Consider the following 16,117-nt stretch of genomic DNA (forward strand, 5'->3'; position numbering starts at 1 on the left):
GCAATGACGTAAGACGACAGTCTCAGTAAGGCACTTACCTAATGATTTTTATCCCGATCGAATTCATGTTTTCAGCACAGATGCTGTTTCTATTCATCCATGTCGTCAGAAATGATGACTCGGCGAATAAGAACAGACCTTTTCTGATACTCATTCTCTTGAGCGCGGTTCAATCGTTTCTGCTGGGCTTGCGCTGGGGCTATGACGTCGAGGCCACATCCTACATCGTACCGATCCTCGCCACGCTGGTACCGGCTTTGGTTTATGCCGGTGTTTTGAATGTGGTGGAGCGCGACCGCTGGCCGATGGCGCCGCGGCTGGCGGTGCATTACCTGCCAACGGTTCTGGTGATCGGGTTGACGTTTGTGTGGCGCGAGGCCGTCGATATCGTCGTTGTCGTCACTTTTCTGTCTTATGCTGTAGTTATTTTGCGATTGCTGTTGCCGGGTACAGACGCGCTTGGGATTACGCCGCTGGATGGTGCGGACTCCACCTACCGGGCCATCTTCTTTGCTGCATTGTCGCTGCTATCTTTTGCCCTCCTCGACACGATCCTGTTTCTCAGTTTTATGTGGAAACATGTTGAGTATGTTCCTTCCGTCATCCTGTTTGCGAATTTTGCGGCGCTGGTGATGCTTGGCCTTGCGGCAACCCTTGCCAGCAACAGCCGCAGCGCGCCTGAAACCCCGCAACAACCCCGCCGGATCGAAGAGGAAGAAGAGCTGAGCGGTTCTGCCACAATCGTGCGTATTGAAGAGCTGATGAACGATGACAAGGTCTACCGCGACGCCAACCTGAACCTGGAAAGACTGGCGCGCAAGGCGCTGATCCCATCTCGCCAGATCTCTCAGGCAATCAACCGGTCCGCTGGCATGAATGTGTCGCAATACGTCAATGGCTACCGCATCGCAGAGGCCTGCGACCTGTTGCAGGCAACCCGTCGTTCGGTAACGGACATCATGTTCGATGTCGGGTTCCAGACCAAATCCAACTTTAATCGGGAATTCCGGCGGGTCACAGGGATGACCCCGCAGGCATGGCGGAACAAATACACACCTGGGTGCGACGGGGCAGAGGCCGCATCAAACCCAAGCTGTGCGCCTCAATAAATATTGAGACAGGACAAGGCATAAGTGCGATTTCCAGATACTGCGCGATAAAAAAGAGGAGAAAGTGCAGGTTTCTGTTGCCAGGTACCTGCGAACCCCGCCTTACGCGGCTAGGCGCAAGGACTTAGTTTCGGCGACATTAACAGCTTACGCTGCTACTGCCATTGCCGGAGCACGATTGTCATTTGCAATTGTACAAGTTTCGCCGATAACGGTGGCAGACAGCCGAAACAAAGCTAACCCCTTTAGACGTTCGTCGATCCTATTTCGACCCCATGATCCCCAAATGAAGGATGTTTGGTGGAGTCGCCGGGTACCGCCCCCGGGTCCGATCCGCTTATTACGAGCGCGTTTATGTCCATAGTCCCCGAAGGAACATCAGTAATATAGGCGGTGCATTGGCGGAGTTAAAGGGGGAAATCACATATTCTTATGACGGTGCCAGAGTTGGTAGGCGTAGGAAAATCAAGATAAGTTCAGGCTTTTACAACGTTTGGGGTCTCGCGGGCGCGCCGGGCAAAAACCGCAGCGGCAAGCGCGCGCGTCTCCTCGTCCAATTCAGTCAGCCCAGCGCTGGCGGCAACCTCGTCGCAGGCCTCAATGGCATCCGCAATGGCGCCATGCAAAGCAACAATCCGGGCGCGGTCCCGCGCGGTGAAAGTGATCATATTCATCAGCGGCTGCATCGCCTCTACGGCGCCGGCCAGCTGATAGGACAAAACCGGATTGCCCGCCGCATCCACGAGTGCCCGGTGAAAGGTCACATCAGACGCACAAAACGCCTCATCCGAAAGACCGGGCTGGCCCTGTCGGAAAATCTCTGCCCGCATGGTGGCAAGGTGATCCGCCGTGCGCCGGGTGGCCGCCAGCGGGGCGCAGGCGCGCTCCAGCGCGTAGCGGGCCTCGCAGGCGGTGTCGAAACTGACGGCATTCATGCTCAGCAGCAACGTTGATGTGGTGATCTGCTGCGCATAAGCCTCCTCAAAATTCAGCCGATTGACAAAGGCCCCGCCTGTGGCCCCGCGCTGGGTGCGGATCAGTGATTGCGCCGCCAGCCGCTTCAACGCCTCGCGCACGGTGGGTCGCGAGACCTGAAATTGCTCTGCCATCTCGGCCTCCGACGGCAAACGTTCGTCGACAATCAATGCGCCACTCACAATCGCGTCGCGGATAGACTGGGCAATCTGGGCAGAGAGATCCGCCGCGCTTTTTGGGTCCAGCTTCATATTGTCGCTCCGCTGACTTGGAAAAATCATTTGTCAGACATTTAAAAGTCTGACATTTGAATAGCAAGAGCTGAGTCGTGCACCCAGGACAGGATCCGCTGTGTTTCGGTGGGGATTTTTCTGGTTCGGGATCGGCGGATGGGCCGACCGCGCGTGGTCAGTCAAGGGACATCAGAGGAGGAGACATCATGTTCAATGCATTGCTTGTGACCAAGGATGAGGACAGCGGCAAGACTGCTGCGGCTGTGACAGAGCTGAGCCTGGATCAACTGCCTGAGGGTGAGGTGACCGTCGCCGTTGATTATTCCACCGTCAACTACAAAGACGGCCTTTGCATCGGGCCGGGCGGGGGACTGGTGCGCAAGTACCCGCATGTGCCGGGTATTGATTTCGCAGGCACGGTGGAGGCCTCCAGCGATGACCGCTACCGGCCCGGCGACAAGGTCGTGCTGACCGGCTGGCGCGTGGGAGAGGCCCATTGGGGCGGCTATGCGCAAAAGGCAAATGTGCGCGCCGATTGGCTGGTGCCGCTGCCGGAGGGGATCGACACGCGTCAGGCGATGGCAGTGGGCACCGCAGGTTTTACTGCCATGCTGTCGGTGATGGCGCTGGAGGATCACGGGCTGACGCCAGGCCACGGTCCGGTTTTGGTCACTGGTGCTGCGGGCGGTGTCGGCTCGGTTGCCACCGCCATCCTGTCGAACCTCGGCTACGAGGTGGCAGCGGTCACCGGTCGGCCAGAGACCTCCGGCTATCTGACCAGCCTGGGTGCCACCCAGATTGTGCCGCGCGAAGAGCTGAACGAAACCGTGAAGCGCCCGCTGGAGAGTGAGAACTGGGCGGGCTGTATTGATGCCGTCGGCGGCGCAATGCTGGCGCGTGTTCTGGGCCAGATGAAATATGGCGCGTCCGTTGCTGCGGTTGGGCTGGCGGGTGGGGCAGATCTGCCTGCAACCGTGATCCCATTCCTGTTGCGCGGTGTGAACCTGCTTGGCATCGATAGCGTGATGCAGCCCTACGACAACCGCCTGCGGGCCTGGCAGCGGATCGCAACGGATCTGCCGATGGACAAGCTGGAGGCGATGGTCAAACCGGCCACGCTGTCCGATCTGCCGCAGCTGGGCGCCGATATTCTGAAGGGTCAGGTAAAGGGCCGGGTTGTTGTGGATGTAAACGCCTGATCACATTGCGTGGCCGTCGCAACAGTTGGCGGCAAGCAACAAGAAAACGCGCAGCCAGTCTGCGCGTTTTCGCGTCTGGCCCGTGCGCCCTCCGGCGGCCCGCCAACTGGGATCCATAGAGCGCGACAATTTTGCAGTTTTCTGTTACACTTGGCATAGATCCATCGCTGCGTAGCTGCTGCTGCGCCTTGGGCTCAGCGCTGATGCAGTGCCGCGATCATTGCGGCAGGATACGGCGCAAGAGAGGCCAGGGCGGGATCACGGCAGGGGCTGCTCGCAGCACGCAGGTCGTTTGTTGCTATTTTTTGCAATCGGCGGGAACCTGCGCAGCCGTGGGGTTGTTGGGTCTGTGGACGTTCATAAAAACCAAAGCAGGGACGCGCATGACAGACGAAACGGCCAATCAGGGCATACCCGCCCCCGACGGTGAGGCCGCCGTCATCGACACCGAATATGAAATTGGACAGGACAATTTAGAGGGATCGGTGGGGCCGATTGGGTTTGACATCCACAATCCCGTTTTCATGGTTTCCGGCATCAGCATCATGCTGTTTGTCTTCTACGCGCTGGTCCTTCCCGAACAGGCCGCCGCTTTCTTTGGCTGGCTGCGTCCGGCGGTGACCAGCTCGTTTGACTGGTTTTTCCTCAGCGCCGGCAACTTCTTCGTCCTGTTCTGTTTTTTCCTGATCGTTTCGCCCTGGGGCAAGGTGCGTCTGGGCGGTGCGGATGCGGCACCAGATTATACCTATACTGGCTGGTTTGCGATGCTGTTCGCGGCGGGCATGGGCATCGGTCTGATGTTCTACGGCGTCAGCGAACCGATGAGCCATTATTCCACCTCCTTTGGCGGGGTAAGCATGGGCGAAAATGGGGCGCGTACCGACTGGGCCCCGCTTGGCGGCGCCGCCGGGGACAGTGCGGAATCCGTGCGTCTCGGCATGGCGGCGACGATCTATCACTGGGGCCTGCACCCTTGGGCAATCTACGCCATTGTGGCGCTGTCACTGGCACTCTTCTCCTTTAACAAAGGTCTGCCGCTCACTATCCGCTCGGCCTTCTATCCGATTTTCGGCGAACGGGTCTGGGGCTGGACTGGCCATATCATCGACATTCTGGCGGTGTTTGCCACGCTCTTTGGTCTTGCGACATCGCTTGGCTTTGGCGCGACACAGGCCAATGCCGGTTTGAATGAGCTGTTTGGCGTGCCCGTTGGGGCCACAACAGAAGTTGTTCTGATCTCGGCCATCACCGCCGTGGCGCTGATCTCTGTGCTGCGCGGCCTTGATGGCGGCGTCAAAATTTTGAGCGAAATCAACATGGGATTGGCTTTCCTGCTGCTGATCTTTGTGCTGCTGGTCGGCCCGACACTGCTGATCATCACCGGGTTTTTCGACAGCCTTCTGGCCTACGTGCAATATCTCCCGGCACTTTCGATGCCCTTCGGACGCGAGGATGCCAACTACAGCCAGGGCTGGACCGCCTTTTACTGGGCGTGGTGGATCAGCTGGTCACCCTTTGTGGGCATGTTCATTGCGCGTGTCAGCCGGGGCCGTACTGTGCGCGAGTTCATCATTTGCGTCTTGCTGATCCCCAGCCTTGTCTGCGTGTTGTGGATGAGCGTCTTTGGCGGCACCGCCATCCATCAGGTGGTGGCAGATGGCTATACTGGCGCGCAGGATGCAGCACTGGAGCTGAAACTGTTCAAGATGCTGGATCAGTTGCCCCTGGCTGCAATCACCTCCTTTGTCGGCATCCTTTTGGTGATTGTATTCTTTGTAACCTCTTCAGATTCCGGCTCGTTGGTGATTGATACAATCACCGCCGGGGGCAAGGTCGATGCCCCCATGCCGCAGCGGGTGTTCTGGTGCGTGTTCGAAGGGGCTGTTGCCATCGTTCTGCTGCTTGGCGGGGGATTGGTTGCACTACAGGCTATGGTGATCTCCACAGGCTTGCCCTTCACGGTGGTGCTGTTGCTGATGTGCTGGGCCATTGTGCGCGGCTTGCAAACCGAAACGCGATAAGCGCCGCCAGTACGATATCTGACATGATAAAACGCCCCGGAGACGATCCGGGGCGTTTCGCCTTTTATCAGGCGGTCGCCTCATAAAATCCGACCGAATTTCCATCAGGATCCTTTGCGTAGAAAAACCGTCCACCCGGCAGTGGGACAGGTTCCGAAATCACCTCGCCACCGGCCGATGTCACCCGCGTCATGACGTCGGCCAGCGTGCCCTCGGCGGCCAGATGCAGGGTAGGGCCGACGCCATCCGGGGCGGGCGTGCCGGGATAGATGCTGAGGGCCACACCATTGGCGCGATCCTTGAGGCGAAATAGCAACATCGGGTTTGGCCCGTCGGTGACCAGCTCCAGCTTGGCACCCGTTGCGGTTTCATAAAACGCGCATGCCCGATCCATATCGGTCACCGGCAGCTCTCCCCAGACCAGAAAATCCTTGGGTTCATAAGCCATCTGTCGTCTCCTCTTGGTAAATGACACCCCCTTGCTAACGGGTCGTAATGTCAGAAACTGTCATTAGCCAAGACCACCTCCGCGCTTGACCTTGGCCGCATGGAACGGCACTTCTTTTGAGACAGCAACAAGGAGAGACCATGGCCCTCGATATCGACTATGTCCGCAGCCAGTTTCCGGCGTTTTCAGCACCGAATTTGCAGGGTCAGGCCTTTTTCGAGAACGCCGGCGGCTCTTATACCTGCCAGCCGGTGATCAATCGGCTGACGCGGTTCTACACCGAACGCAAAGTGCAGCCCTATGCGCCTTATGAGGCCTCGACCCTGGCTGGGGCCGAAATGGATGAGGCGCGGCACCGCTTGGCCAAGATCATGGGTGTTGACACTGATGAGTTGAGCTTTGGCCCCTCCACCACGCAGAACACCTATGTGCTGGCGCAGGCCTTTCGTCAGCTTCTGTCTCCGGGGGAGGCAATCATCGTCACCAATCAGGACCACGAGGCCAACAGTGGTCCGTGGCGGCGTCTGGCGGATGCAGGAATTGAGGTGCGCGAGTGGCAGATCGACCCGCAGACCGGCCATCTGGCTCCGGGCGATCTGGAAAATCTGCTGGATGAAAAGGTCCGCCTGGTCTGTTTTCCCCATTGCTCCAACGTGGTCGGGGAGCTGAACCCGGTCACCGAAATCACCGCACTGGCCCATGCGGCGGGCGCTTTTGTCTGCGTTGATGGTGTCTCTTATGCGCCGCATGGCCTGCCCAATGTTGGCGAGCTGGGGCCGGATATCTATCTGTTCTCCGCCTACAAGACATATGGGCCGCATCAGGGGCTGATGGTGATCCGCCGTGCCTTGGGGGAGCTGCTGCCCAATCAGGGGCATTTCTTCAACGGTGATACGCTTTACAAACGCTTCACCCCGGCGGGGCCGGATCATGCGCAGGTCGCGGCCTGTGCCGGTATGGCCGACTATATTGCGACACTGGCCCATCATCACGGTGGCCCGCTGACCGAAGGGGCGGCACAGGGCGCTTTTGTCCACGATCTGATGCGCGCCCATGAGGTGGAGCTGCTGCAACCGCTGCTGGACATGGTGAAGGACCGCAATGATCTGCGCCTGATTGGCCCCTCGGATGCCAACAACCGTGCGCCCACCGTGGCACTGGCGCTGGATCGCCCCGCCGAAGGCGTCGCCGCAGAACTCGCAGAAGAGGGGATTATGGCCGGTGGCGGAGATTTTTATGCTCTGCGCGCGCTGAATGCGATGGGCGTTTCGATTGGTGATGGAGTGCTGCGGCTCAGTTTTACGCATTACACTTCGAAAAAAGAGATGACACAGTTGATGGAGGCCCTAGATCGCGTGTTGTGAAAACACATGTGATACAAAGGCTTTGATCTTTCATGACTGACCTTACCCCGTCGAAGGCTCCGGTGATCTGGTGGCTGCGGCGCGACTTGCGCCTGGCCGACAACCCTGCCTTGGCGGCTGCTGTGGCCAATGGCACCCCTGTAATCCCGCTCTTTGTGTTTGACACGCTGGACGAGGATCTGGGCGCGGCCCCACGGCTTCGACTGGGCCTGGGCCTTGCGCATCTGGGCAAGGTGCTTGAGCGGCTCGGCAGCCGTCTGATCCTGCGGCGTGGCCCGGCAGCTGACGTGCTGGCACAGATGATTGCGGAAACCGGCGCGGGCGCAGTCCATTGGACCCGCGCCTACGATCCGCAGGCCATCGCCCGCGACACTGACATCAAGGACCAGCTGAAGGGGCAGGGAATTGCGGCCAAATCCTTTGGCGGCCATCTGCTGTTTGAACCCTGGACGGTCGAGACCAAGACTGGCGGTATGTACCGTGTCTATTCACCCTACTGGAAATCCGTGCGCGACCGCGATGTTGACGGGCTGATCGCCGCCCCATCACGAATCCCGGCGCCGGCGCAATGGCCAGCATCAGACGATCTGGACAGCTGGCGGCTGGCTGCCGCCATGCGCCGTGGCGCAGATGTGGTGGCGCAATACTGCCGCGTTGGCGAAGATGCCGCGCAGGCGCGGCTGGCGGAATTCCTTGACACCCGCGTCGCCGATTACAAACAGGACCGCGACTTTCCCGCTGTGGATGCCACCTCGGGCTTGTCAGAAAACCTCGCCTGGGGAGAGATCAGCCCGCGCCGCATGTGGCATCACGGGTTGGAGGCGCGCCGGGCAGGGAAATCCGGCGCAGAACATTTCCTAAAGGAAATCGTCTGGCGCGAATTTGCCTACCACCTGATGTTCCACACACCGCATATCCTGACCCGAAACTGGCGGCCGGAGTGGGAGAGTTTCCGCTGGTCCGAACAGGAGAACGAACAGGTCGATGCCTGGCGACGTGGCCAGACGGGGTATAATTTCGTCGATGCCGCCATGCGTGAACTCTATGTGACCGGCAAAATGCACAACCGCGCCCGGATGATCGTCGCCAGCTTTCTGACCAAACATATGCTCACCCATTGGCGCATCGGCCAGCAGTGGTTTGAGGAATGTCTGGTGGACTGGGATCCGGCCTCCAACGCCATGGGCTGGCAGTGGGTGGCCGGGTCCGGCCCCGATGCCTCGCCGTTCTTTCGGATTTTCAACCCCGATGGTCAGCTGGAGAAATTCGACCCCAAGGGCCGCTACCAATCTGCCTGGATCGCCGAAGGTCAGGCCAATCCGCCGCAAACTGCGCTGGATTTCTACCGCGCCACCCCCCTGTCCTGGGAGCTGTCGCCTCAGGACACACGCGCTGAGCCGTTCCTTGATCTGAAGGCGGGACGCGCCCGTGCGCTGGAGGCTTACGGACAGCGGGAACTGCCCGACGACTGACAGATCCCTTGCCAGAAGCGCCTGATTTGGCCTAGCCTTTTGGGCGGGCACGTCTTGGGGAGGACAGAATGGCGCTCACAACGACCGACGGACAGGCCAATCTGCCGCGCTACTTCGCAGCGATTTTTGACCAGCTGCACGCGCTGGAGGTGGGTCAGCTGGACATCCACCTGCCGGACGGGCGGGTGTTTCGCGTCAGTGGCCAACGGCCCGGACCAGCCGCTGATCTACATATCCACAATCTCGATTGCTTTGCCCGGCTGATCCGCGAGGGGGATCTGGGGTTTTCCGACGCCTATCTTGATGGCTGGTGGAGCACCTCGGACCTACAGGCCTTTATGGATCTTATACATCTTGGATCTGACACCGTTTACGACGGGTTTCCGGGGCGCGGGTTGATCCGGGCCTATGAACAATTCCGTTTCTGGCTGCAACGCAATCACCGCGCCCAGGCCAAGGCAAATATCTCCTACCACTATGACCTCGGCAACGCTTTTTACGGGCTGTGGCTGGACGATACGATGACCTATTCCAGTGCGCTGTTCAAAACCGGACAGGAAAGTCTGGAGGCTGCTCAGACCGCCAAATATGCCTCTATGGTGGATCAGATGGGGGTAAAACCCGGCGATCATGTGCTGGAGGTCGGCTGCGGCTGGGGCGGCTTTGCCGAATATGCCGCGCGCGAACGCGGCCTGCGGGTGACCGGCCTGACCATCAGCGAAGAACAGTTGAAATACGCCCGAGAGCGTATTGAAAAGGCAGGGCTTTCCGATCAGGTGGAACTCAGGATGCAGGACTACCGTGACTGCGAGGGCACCTTTGACGGGATCGCCTCCATCGAGATGTTTGAGGCGGTGGGCGAAAAATACTGGCCGGCCTATTTCAACATGATCCGCGACCGGTTGCGCCCAGGCGGGCAGGCGACCCTGCAAATCATCACCGTCGCGGACCGGCGCTGGACCGTCTACAAACGCGGCGTCGATTTCATTCAGAAGCACATCTTTCCCGGCGGCATGTTGCCCGCGCCCACGATATTGCGGACCCAGGTGGAAAATGCTGGGCTTCAGGTCATGAAATCGCTCGAATTCGGTGATAGCTATGATCAGACGTTGCGGCGCTGGCACGCCACATTCAACAACCGCTGGGATGAGATAGCCGCCATGGGATTTGATGATCGCTTCAGGAAAATGTGGAATTTCTACCTCACCTCCTGCGCTGCCGCCTTCAAGGCAGAGACCTGCGACGTGACCCAGATCACGCTTGCCCATCGCTGACCGAAAGCACAGATCATGCCCACAGCTGCCCGATTGATTGCCGCCCTCAGCATGGCCCTTGTCGGGATCGTGGTTTCATTCCTGATCATGCCGTTGATGCCTGAAGGCACCGCTTTTGGCTATTTTGTCTATGTAAATGCTGGTCTTGGCGCGGTGATTGGCTGGGTCTGGGTTGGCCGTCATGTTGGGCTGGGGGTGGTCAACGCCATCAACAACGGCCTCACCGGCGTTGGGCTTCTGGTACTGTGGGGACTGTTCTTGCAAGGCGCATGGGAGATGTTTCGCCTTGCCATGCGCAACCGATACGATGATCCGTTCGAGGCGCTCTCGGCAATTTTTGTGATCGGATTGGATTTCTTTTTTGTTATGGCGGTGCCACATGTGTTGCTGGCGCTGGTCATCGGCGGCATCTTGGCCGGTCTCGTGACCGAGAATGCTGCGGCTCGCTGGCGCTAAATGACATAATGCCAATAGGATAACGACTGTGGTTGATCTCTTTGTTTACGGCAGCCTGCGCCATGTGCCGCTGCTCGAACTGGTGTTGGGGCGGCCCAGTAGCGCGCTGGATATGCTCCCCGCCCATTTGCCGGATCACGGAGCCTTTTCGGTGGTGGATCAGCCTTTTCCCGCAATCGAGGCCCGCGCCGGTCACGGCGCACCGGGGCTCTTGCTACGTGGCCTCACACAGGACGATATCGACGCCCTGAACTTTTACGAAAGTGGGTTCGACTATGCGCTGCGCCGCGTCACGGTGGAGCTGGGCGCAGGTGGCAGCGCCCCGGCCGATGTCTATTTTCCGTACCCCGGCCTCTGGCAGACGGGGGATCCTTGGGATCTGGCGGCATGGCAGGCTGACTGGGGCGCGTTGTCCTTGCGCGCCGCAGAGGAGGTCATGGCCTATCGGGGTCGTCTGACCGCCGCTGAGGTGGCCGAGCGTTTCCGCCCCATCCGTATCCGTGCCGCGGCGTGGTTGGCGGCGCAGAACCGTCCGGGGGATCCGAATCATGATCTTGCCCGCGATGTGGTGGTGCATGAACATAAACGCGCCTACCTTAACTTCTTCGCGATGGAGGAGATGGATCTTCAGTTTCGCCGCTACGACGGCAGCCTCAGCCCGGTGGTGAACCGCGGCGTGGCGCTGGTCGGGCAGGCGGCTGTTGTCCTGCCCTATGATCCCCGCCGCGACGCCGTGTTGTTGATCGAACAATTCCGCGCCGCGACTTACATTGCAGGCAATCAGCGTCCGTGGATGTGGGAACCGGTCGCGGGCTTGATTGATCCCGGCGAAACCCCGGAACAGGCCGCCCACCGCGAGGCGATGGAGGAAGCCGGGCTGACCATCGACAAGTTGGAAACCGTGGCACAGGTCTATCCCTCCAGCGGCGCGTCGGGCGAGTTTTTGCACATATTTGTAGGCGTTTGCGACTTTGAGAACATCGCAGGCGGCGGCGGGCTGGAGAGCGAAAACGAGGATATCCGCAGCCAGATCATCCCCTATGATGTGCTGATGCAAGGCATTGATGATCAGACTTATCAGGACATGCCGCTGGTCACCTCGGCGCTGTGGCTGTCACGTCATCGTGAGCGGTTGCGGCAGGGCTAGCGGCGACAACAGGACAGTGCACATGCATCTCGGCTTGTGGTTGTCCAAACCCTTGGCTACATCTCAACGGGAATGATCGAAAGGGATACCATGCGCATTGCACATGACTTGGCCGACGCGATCGGCCACACGCCTCTGATCCGCCTGAACCGCGTCAGCGATGAAACCGGATGTGAGATTCTGGGGAAGGCCGAATTCATGAACCCCGGCCAGTCGGTCAAGGACCGCGCGGCACTTTATATCATCAAGGACGCCATCGCGCGCGGGGATCTGAAACCGGGCGGCACCATCGTTGAGGGCACCGCCGGGAACACCGGTATCGGCCTGGCGCTGGTTGGGGCCTCGATGGGGTTCAAGACGGTGATCGTCATCCCCGAGACCCAGTCCGAAGAGAAAAAGGACATGTTGCGGCTGGCCGGTGCCCAACTGGTGCAGGTGCCCGCAGCGCCGTATCGTAACCCCAACAACTTTGTCCGCTATTCGGAGCGTCTGGCCAAGGAACTGGCCAAGACCGAACCCAATGGCGCAATCTGGGCCAATCAGTTCGACAATGTCGCCAACCGTCAGGCCCATGTGGAAACAACCGCACCGGAGATCTGGGAACAGACCGAGGGCAAGGTTGATGGCTTTGTCTGCGCCGTCGGCTCCGGCGGCACGTTGGCCGGTGTGGCGGATGTGCTCCAGCCCAAGGGCGTGAAGATCGGTCTCGCAGACCCGATGGGGGCTGGGCTGTTCTCCTATTACACGACCGGTGAGATCGCGACCGAAGGTGGCTCCATTGCGGAAGGCATCGGTCAGGTCCGCATCACCAAGAATCTCGAAGGTTTCAAACCCGATTTCTGCTACCAGATTGAGGACCGGGACGCGCTGCCCTATGTCTTTGATCTCCTGCACGAAGAAGGCCTGGTTCTTGGCGGCTCTTCGGCGATCAATATCGCCGGTGCCGTGCGCATGGCCAAAGACATGGGGCCGGGAAAAACCATCGTCACCGTGCTCTGTGATTATGGCACGCGCTACCAGTCGAAGCTGTTCAATCCCGACTTCCTGCGTGAAAAGGATCTGCCGGTGCCGGATTGGATGACCCATACCCCGGCCTCTATCCCTGGCGTGTTTGAGGACGTATGACCTCTGCCATGCGTGTTGTTGTGAAATGTCTGGCCGGGCTGGTTCTTTTGATCAGCCTGGCCATACCAGCCATGGCGCAGCTCGATGCGCGCTCAAAGGCCTATTACGAAGACTGGCTGCGCACTGCCAACAGGGCTGAGAATGTCATTGATGCCAGCCGCGCCTCAAATATTGCGCTGGAACAGCTGCGCAGTGAGCTCACGGCCTTTCGGCAAACCTTTCAGACCAAGCGTGGCGAAAATGGCGAGCGTATTCAAACCCTTCAGGGTCAGGTTGACGCGCTTGGCGCCGCCCCCGGCGAGGGCGAGGAAGAGCCTGAAGACATCGCCCAGCTGCGCGCAGCACTGACCCAGCAGCTCAATCAGCTCAAGGTTCCGCGTATCGTCGCGGAGGAAGCCTACAGCCGTGCCGATGGTCTGATCAATGAGATCGACAAGATCGTCCGCGAGCGGCTGACCAAACGCCTGTTTGAACGTGGCACCTCGCCGCTCAATCCCGAACATTGGCCCGGTGCGCTGCGGGATCTGGTCCACGCCAGTCGCGCAGTGGGCAACGAAACCCTGTCGCAGCTGCGCAATGACACCACCAGTGAACGCATCAGCGGTGATCTGGTTGGCATCCTTGGCCTGCTGTTGATCGGCCTGCTGTTGATCCTGCGCGGCCGCCACTGGGCGCACCGTGCGGGCGACTATCTGCGCCGTTATGGCGCGCGTGGATCAGGGGTCTGGACGTTTGTCGTGTCACTCCTGCAGGTACTGCTGCCGCTGATTGGCGTGATCTTCTTATGTGCTGCGGTTGATGTCTCCGGCATTTTGGGGGTGCGTGGCAGCATCCTCTTGGGTTCGGTGCCGGCCTGGGCCTTTATCATGCTGTCGTTCCACTGGTTGGGAGAGCAGCTCTACGCCAATCAGATCGAAAACGACCTGCTGCCGGTGCAAGAAGGCAATCACGCCGAAACCCGCTTTCTGATCGACATGATGGCGGTGATCCTGGTGGCTCAGGATTTGTTTGCCACGATTGAGCAGATTCAGAATATCCCCGACAAAAGCTCTGCGGTTTACGCCTTTCCGCTGATCACCTGCGCCGCTCTGATCCTGCTGCGACTGCACCGTATCGGCGCCAAGCAGCGGCAGGCACAGACCGACGAAGACGGCGAGGAGGGCGCAATTGCCGCCGGTGCGAACCGGGTGATCGCCGTGGTGCGCCGCGTCATCTATTTGCTGGGCTTTGCCGGACCGGTGCTGGCGGCGCTCGGCTACCTCAATGCGGCCGAGGCGGTGATGTACCCCTCCATGGTGACGCTGGCGATGCTGGCAGGGCTTTTTGTGCTGCAAAGCTTTCTGGCGGATCTCTATGGGTTTGTGTCGCGCAAAGGCGCTGCCGCACGCGACTCGCTGTTTACCGCACTGATCGGCTTTGCACTTGCCCTTCTGGCGCTGCCGCTTTTGGCGCTGATCTGGGGCGCGCGGGTAGCTGACCTGACTGAGCTGTGGTCGAATTTCCTCGAAGGGTTCCAGGTTGGGGACACCCGTATTTCGCCCACGGCCTTCATCACCTTTGTGGCGGTCTTTGCCATTGGCTATGGGCTTACCCGGCTGGTGCAGGGCAGCCTGCGCAACACACTTCTGCCCAAGACCCGCATTGATGTCGGCGGGCAGAACGCCATTGCCTCGGGCATGGGCTATGTCGGGATCTTCCTTGCGGCTCTGGTGGCCATTTCCATGGCTGGCCTTGATCTGTCCTCGCTTGCTATTGTCGCCGGTGCGCTGTCTGTGGGCATCGGTTTCGGCCTGCAAACCATCGTGTCGAACTTTGTCTCTGGCATCATTCTGCTGGTCGAACGCCCGGTGTCCAAGGGCGACTGGATCGAGGTTGGCGGCCTGATGGGCTATGTGCGCGACATCTCTGTGCGCTCGACCCGGATCGAGACCTTTGATCGCACCGATGTGATCGTGCCGAATTCGGACCTGATCACCGGCACTGTCACCAACTACACCCGTGGCAATACCGTTGGGCGGGTAATTGTCCCCGTTGGCGTTGGCTATGGCACCGATCCACGCAAGGTAGAGGCCATCCTGACGGAGGTCGCAAAGGCCCATCCCATGGTGCTGATGAACCCGCCGCCATCGGTGGTGTTTCAGGGTTTCGGTGCCGACAGTCTGGACTTTGAGATCCGCGCCATCCTGCGGGATGTGAATTGGGTGCTGTCGGTGAAATCCGACATGAACTACGATATCGCGCGCCGGTTCGACGAGGCAGGCATCGAGATCCCCTTCGCCCAGCGCGATATCTGGATCCGCAACCCCGAAGCATTGGCGAGTGGTATCAACGATGCAGCAAGCGAAACCGCTGATACCGCCAGGCCGTCAGCCCCCGCAGCGCCTGATCCAGCCCGGAAACAACGCCCTGATACCCCGGATCTGGACGATCTCTCCAGTGGGGATGATGGGAATGGAACTGAAGACGGAGACGCCGACAGATGACGGATCAATTGTTCCTGACGAACGCCTACGCCCAACAGGCCCCGGCACAGATCACCGAACACACAAGCGACGGCGGGCTGGTTCTGAACCAGTCCGTCTTCTACGCAACTGGCGGCGGGCAACCGGGTGATATCGGCAGCCTCAGCTGGTCCGATGGGGCAGGGGATCACCATCTGCCCATCACCAACACGGTGAAGGGGGAGGCGAGCCGGATTGTTCTGATCCCCGCCGACAGCCAGCCCCTGCCAGCCGTCGGACAAGAGGTGGTGCAGACCCTCGACTGGGAGCGCCGCTTTGGCCATATGCGCGTCCACACTGCGCTGCATCTTCTGTCGGTGGTGATCCCGCTGCCGGTCTCCGGCGGCTCCATCGGCTCCGAAAAGGGGCGACTTGATTTCAACATGCCGGAGGCGCCTGAGGACAAGCAGGCGCTGGAGGATGCGCTTAACGCCCTGATCGCGCGTGATCTGGAGGTCAGCGAACGTTGGATCACCGAGGATGAATTGGATGCAAACCCCGAATTGGTGAAAACCATGTCGGTGGCACCACCCCGCGGCAATGGCCGTATCCGCCTGGTGCGGATCGGCAGCGCAGAGGAGCAGATTGACCTGCAACCCTGCGGCGGCACCCATGTGCGCAGCACCGCCGAGATTGGCGCTATCCGCCTTGGAAAGGTTGAAAAAAAAGGAAAACAGAACCGCCGCGTCTATCTGCATCTGGACGGCTGAAGGCGGGCCGAAAATTAGTTTCTGCAAGAGTGATTTTTTCCTGTTTTCGCTCTTGCAATTGTTTTCACGATCCGTCAAAAGTC

13 protein-coding genes and 1 other RNA gene are annotated in these 16,117 nt (G+C 59.7%); 11 read left to right on the forward strand and 3 right to left on the reverse strand.

Annotated elements, in window-relative coordinates:
* Positions 1-41: 41 nt before the first annotated feature.
* Positions 42-1,109, forward strand: a complete 1,068-nt coding sequence (locus tag PhaeoP97_RS06840; protein WP_072504436.1) for a helix-turn-helix domain-containing protein — start codon at positions 42-44, stop codon at positions 1,107-1,109.
* Between the two features lie 63 nt (positions 1,110-1,172).
* On the opposite strand, the gene ssrA is transcribed toward PhaeoP97_RS06840, so the two are convergent.
* Together ssrA and PhaeoP97_RS06850 are read right to left on the reverse strand one after the other, a co-directional pair.
* Positions 1,173-1,525: a transfer-messenger RNA gene (ssrA, locus tag PhaeoP97_RS06845) on the reverse strand.
* Between the two features lie 60 nt (positions 1,526-1,585).
* On the reverse strand, positions 1,586-2,335 hold the full coding sequence (locus PhaeoP97_RS06850; RefSeq protein ID WP_072506349.1) for a FadR/GntR family transcriptional regulator: 750 nt from the start codon (positions 2,333-2,335) through the stop codon (positions 1,586-1,588).
* Between the two features lie 188 nt (positions 2,336-2,523).
* On the opposite strand from PhaeoP97_RS06850, the gene acuI reads away from it, so the two are divergent.
* Both acuI and PhaeoP97_RS06860 read left to right on the forward strand, forming a co-directional pair.
* The gene (acuI, locus tag PhaeoP97_RS06855) at positions 2,524-3,516 is read left to right on the forward strand and encodes an acryloyl-CoA reductase (protein WP_072504437.1); all 993 of its coding nucleotides are present in this window, start codon (positions 2,524-2,526) and stop codon (positions 3,514-3,516) included.
* 383 nt (positions 3,517-3,899) lie between these two features.
* Positions 3,900-5,537, forward strand: a complete 1,638-nt coding sequence (locus PhaeoP97_RS06860) for a BCCT family transporter (protein ID WP_072504438.1) — start codon at positions 3,900-3,902, stop codon at positions 5,535-5,537.
* Between the two features lie 67 nt (positions 5,538-5,604).
* On the opposite strand, the gene PhaeoP97_RS06865 is transcribed toward PhaeoP97_RS06860, so the two are convergent.
* Positions 5,605-5,985 (reverse strand): VOC family protein, encoded by a 381-nt coding sequence (locus PhaeoP97_RS06865; RefSeq protein WP_072504439.1) that lies wholly within the window; start codon positions 5,983-5,985, stop codon positions 5,605-5,607.
* A 140-nt stretch (positions 5,986-6,125) separates the two neighbouring features.
* On the opposite strand from PhaeoP97_RS06865, the gene PhaeoP97_RS06870 reads away from it, so the two are divergent.
* The 8 genes from PhaeoP97_RS06870 to PhaeoP97_RS06905 all read left to right on the forward strand — a co-directional run bounded on the left by PhaeoP97_RS06870 (position 6,126) and on the right by PhaeoP97_RS06905 (position 16,034).
* Positions 6,126-7,349 carry an aminotransferase class V-fold PLP-dependent enzyme gene (locus PhaeoP97_RS06870; RefSeq protein ID WP_072504440.1) on the forward strand — a complete coding sequence of 408 codons (1,224 nt, stop codon included), beginning with the start codon at positions 6,126-6,128 and terminating at the stop codon, positions 7,347-7,349.
* Positions 7,350-7,381: 32 nt separating this feature from the next.
* A complete protein-coding gene (locus PhaeoP97_RS06875; RefSeq protein ID WP_072504441.1) occupies positions 7,382-8,821 on the forward strand; it encodes a cryptochrome/photolyase family protein in 1,440 nt (479 codons plus the stop codon).
* Positions 8,822-8,889: 68 nt separating this feature from the next.
* Positions 8,890-10,095 (forward strand): SAM-dependent methyltransferase, encoded by a 1,206-nt coding sequence (locus PhaeoP97_RS06880; RefSeq protein WP_072504442.1) that lies wholly within the window; start codon positions 8,890-8,892, stop codon positions 10,093-10,095.
* A 15-nt stretch (positions 10,096-10,110) separates the two neighbouring features.
* Positions 10,111-10,551: a TrgA family protein gene (locus PhaeoP97_RS06885; protein WP_072504443.1), complete on the forward strand. Its 441-nt coding sequence runs from the start codon at positions 10,111-10,113 to the stop codon at positions 10,549-10,551.
* A gap of 28 nt (positions 10,552-10,579) precedes the next feature.
* Positions 10,580-11,698 (forward strand): NUDIX domain-containing protein, encoded by a 1,119-nt coding sequence (locus PhaeoP97_RS06890; RefSeq protein ID WP_072504444.1) that lies wholly within the window; start codon positions 10,580-10,582, stop codon positions 11,696-11,698.
* Positions 11,699-11,788: 90 nt separating this feature from the next.
* A complete protein-coding gene (locus PhaeoP97_RS06895) occupies positions 11,789-12,823 on the forward strand; it encodes a cysteine synthase A (protein ID WP_072506350.1) in 1,035 nt (344 codons plus the stop codon).
* An 8-nt stretch (positions 12,824-12,831) separates the two neighbouring features.
* Positions 12,832-15,306, forward strand: coding sequence for a DUF3772 domain-containing protein (locus PhaeoP97_RS06900; RefSeq protein WP_420848998.1), 2,475 nt, complete (start codon positions 12,832-12,834; stop codon positions 15,304-15,306).
* Complete coding sequence (locus tag PhaeoP97_RS06905; protein WP_072504446.1) at positions 15,303-16,034, forward strand: alanyl-tRNA editing protein; 732 nt, start codon at positions 15,303-15,305, stop codon at positions 16,032-16,034. Before PhaeoP97_RS06900 ends, PhaeoP97_RS06905 begins: the two co-directional genes overlap by 4 nt.
* The last annotated feature ends 83 nt before the right edge of the window (positions 16,035-16,117 follow it).

The organism is Phaeobacter porticola (assembly GCF_001888185.1).
Taxonomy (GTDB): domain Bacteria; phylum Pseudomonadota; class Alphaproteobacteria; order Rhodobacterales; family Rhodobacteraceae; genus Phaeobacter; species Phaeobacter porticola.

Coding starts and splice junctions, on each gene's coding strand:
- PhaeoP97_RS06880 (WP_072504442.1), top strand. CDS start 8,890: ATGGCGCTCACAACGACCGACGGACAGGCCAATCTGCCGCGCTACTTC.
- PhaeoP97_RS06870 (WP_072504440.1), top strand. CDS start 6,126: ATGGCCCTCGATATCGACTATGTCCGCAGCCAGTTTCCGGCGTTTTCA.
- PhaeoP97_RS06850 (WP_072506349.1), bottom strand. CDS start 2,335: ATGAAGCTGGACCCAAAAAGCGCGGCGGATCTCTCTGCCCAGATTGCC.
- PhaeoP97_RS06865 (WP_072504439.1), bottom strand. CDS start 5,985: ATGGCTTATGAACCCAAGGATTTTCTGGTCTGGGGAGAGCTGCCGGTG.
- PhaeoP97_RS06875 (WP_072504441.1), top strand. CDS start 7,382: ATGACTGACCTTACCCCGTCGAAGGCTCCGGTGATCTGGTGGCTGCGG.
- acuI (WP_072504437.1), top strand. CDS start 2,524: ATGTTCAATGCATTGCTTGTGACCAAGGATGAGGACAGCGGCAAGACT.
- PhaeoP97_RS06905 (WP_072504446.1), top strand. CDS start 15,303: ATGACGGATCAATTGTTCCTGACGAACGCCTACGCCCAACAGGCCCCG.
- PhaeoP97_RS06860 (WP_072504438.1), top strand. CDS start 3,900: ATGACAGACGAAACGGCCAATCAGGGCATACCCGCCCCCGACGGTGAG.
- PhaeoP97_RS06840 (WP_072504436.1), top strand. CDS start 42: ATGATTTTTATCCCGATCGAATTCATGTTTTCAGCACAGATGCTGTTT.
- PhaeoP97_RS06900 (WP_420848998.1), top strand. CDS start 12,832: ATGCGTGTTGTTGTGAAATGTCTGGCCGGGCTGGTTCTTTTGATCAGC.
- PhaeoP97_RS06895 (WP_072506350.1), top strand. CDS start 11,789: ATGCGCATTGCACATGACTTGGCCGACGCGATCGGCCACACGCCTCTG.
- PhaeoP97_RS06885 (WP_072504443.1), top strand. CDS start 10,111: ATGCCCACAGCTGCCCGATTGATTGCCGCCCTCAGCATGGCCCTTGTC.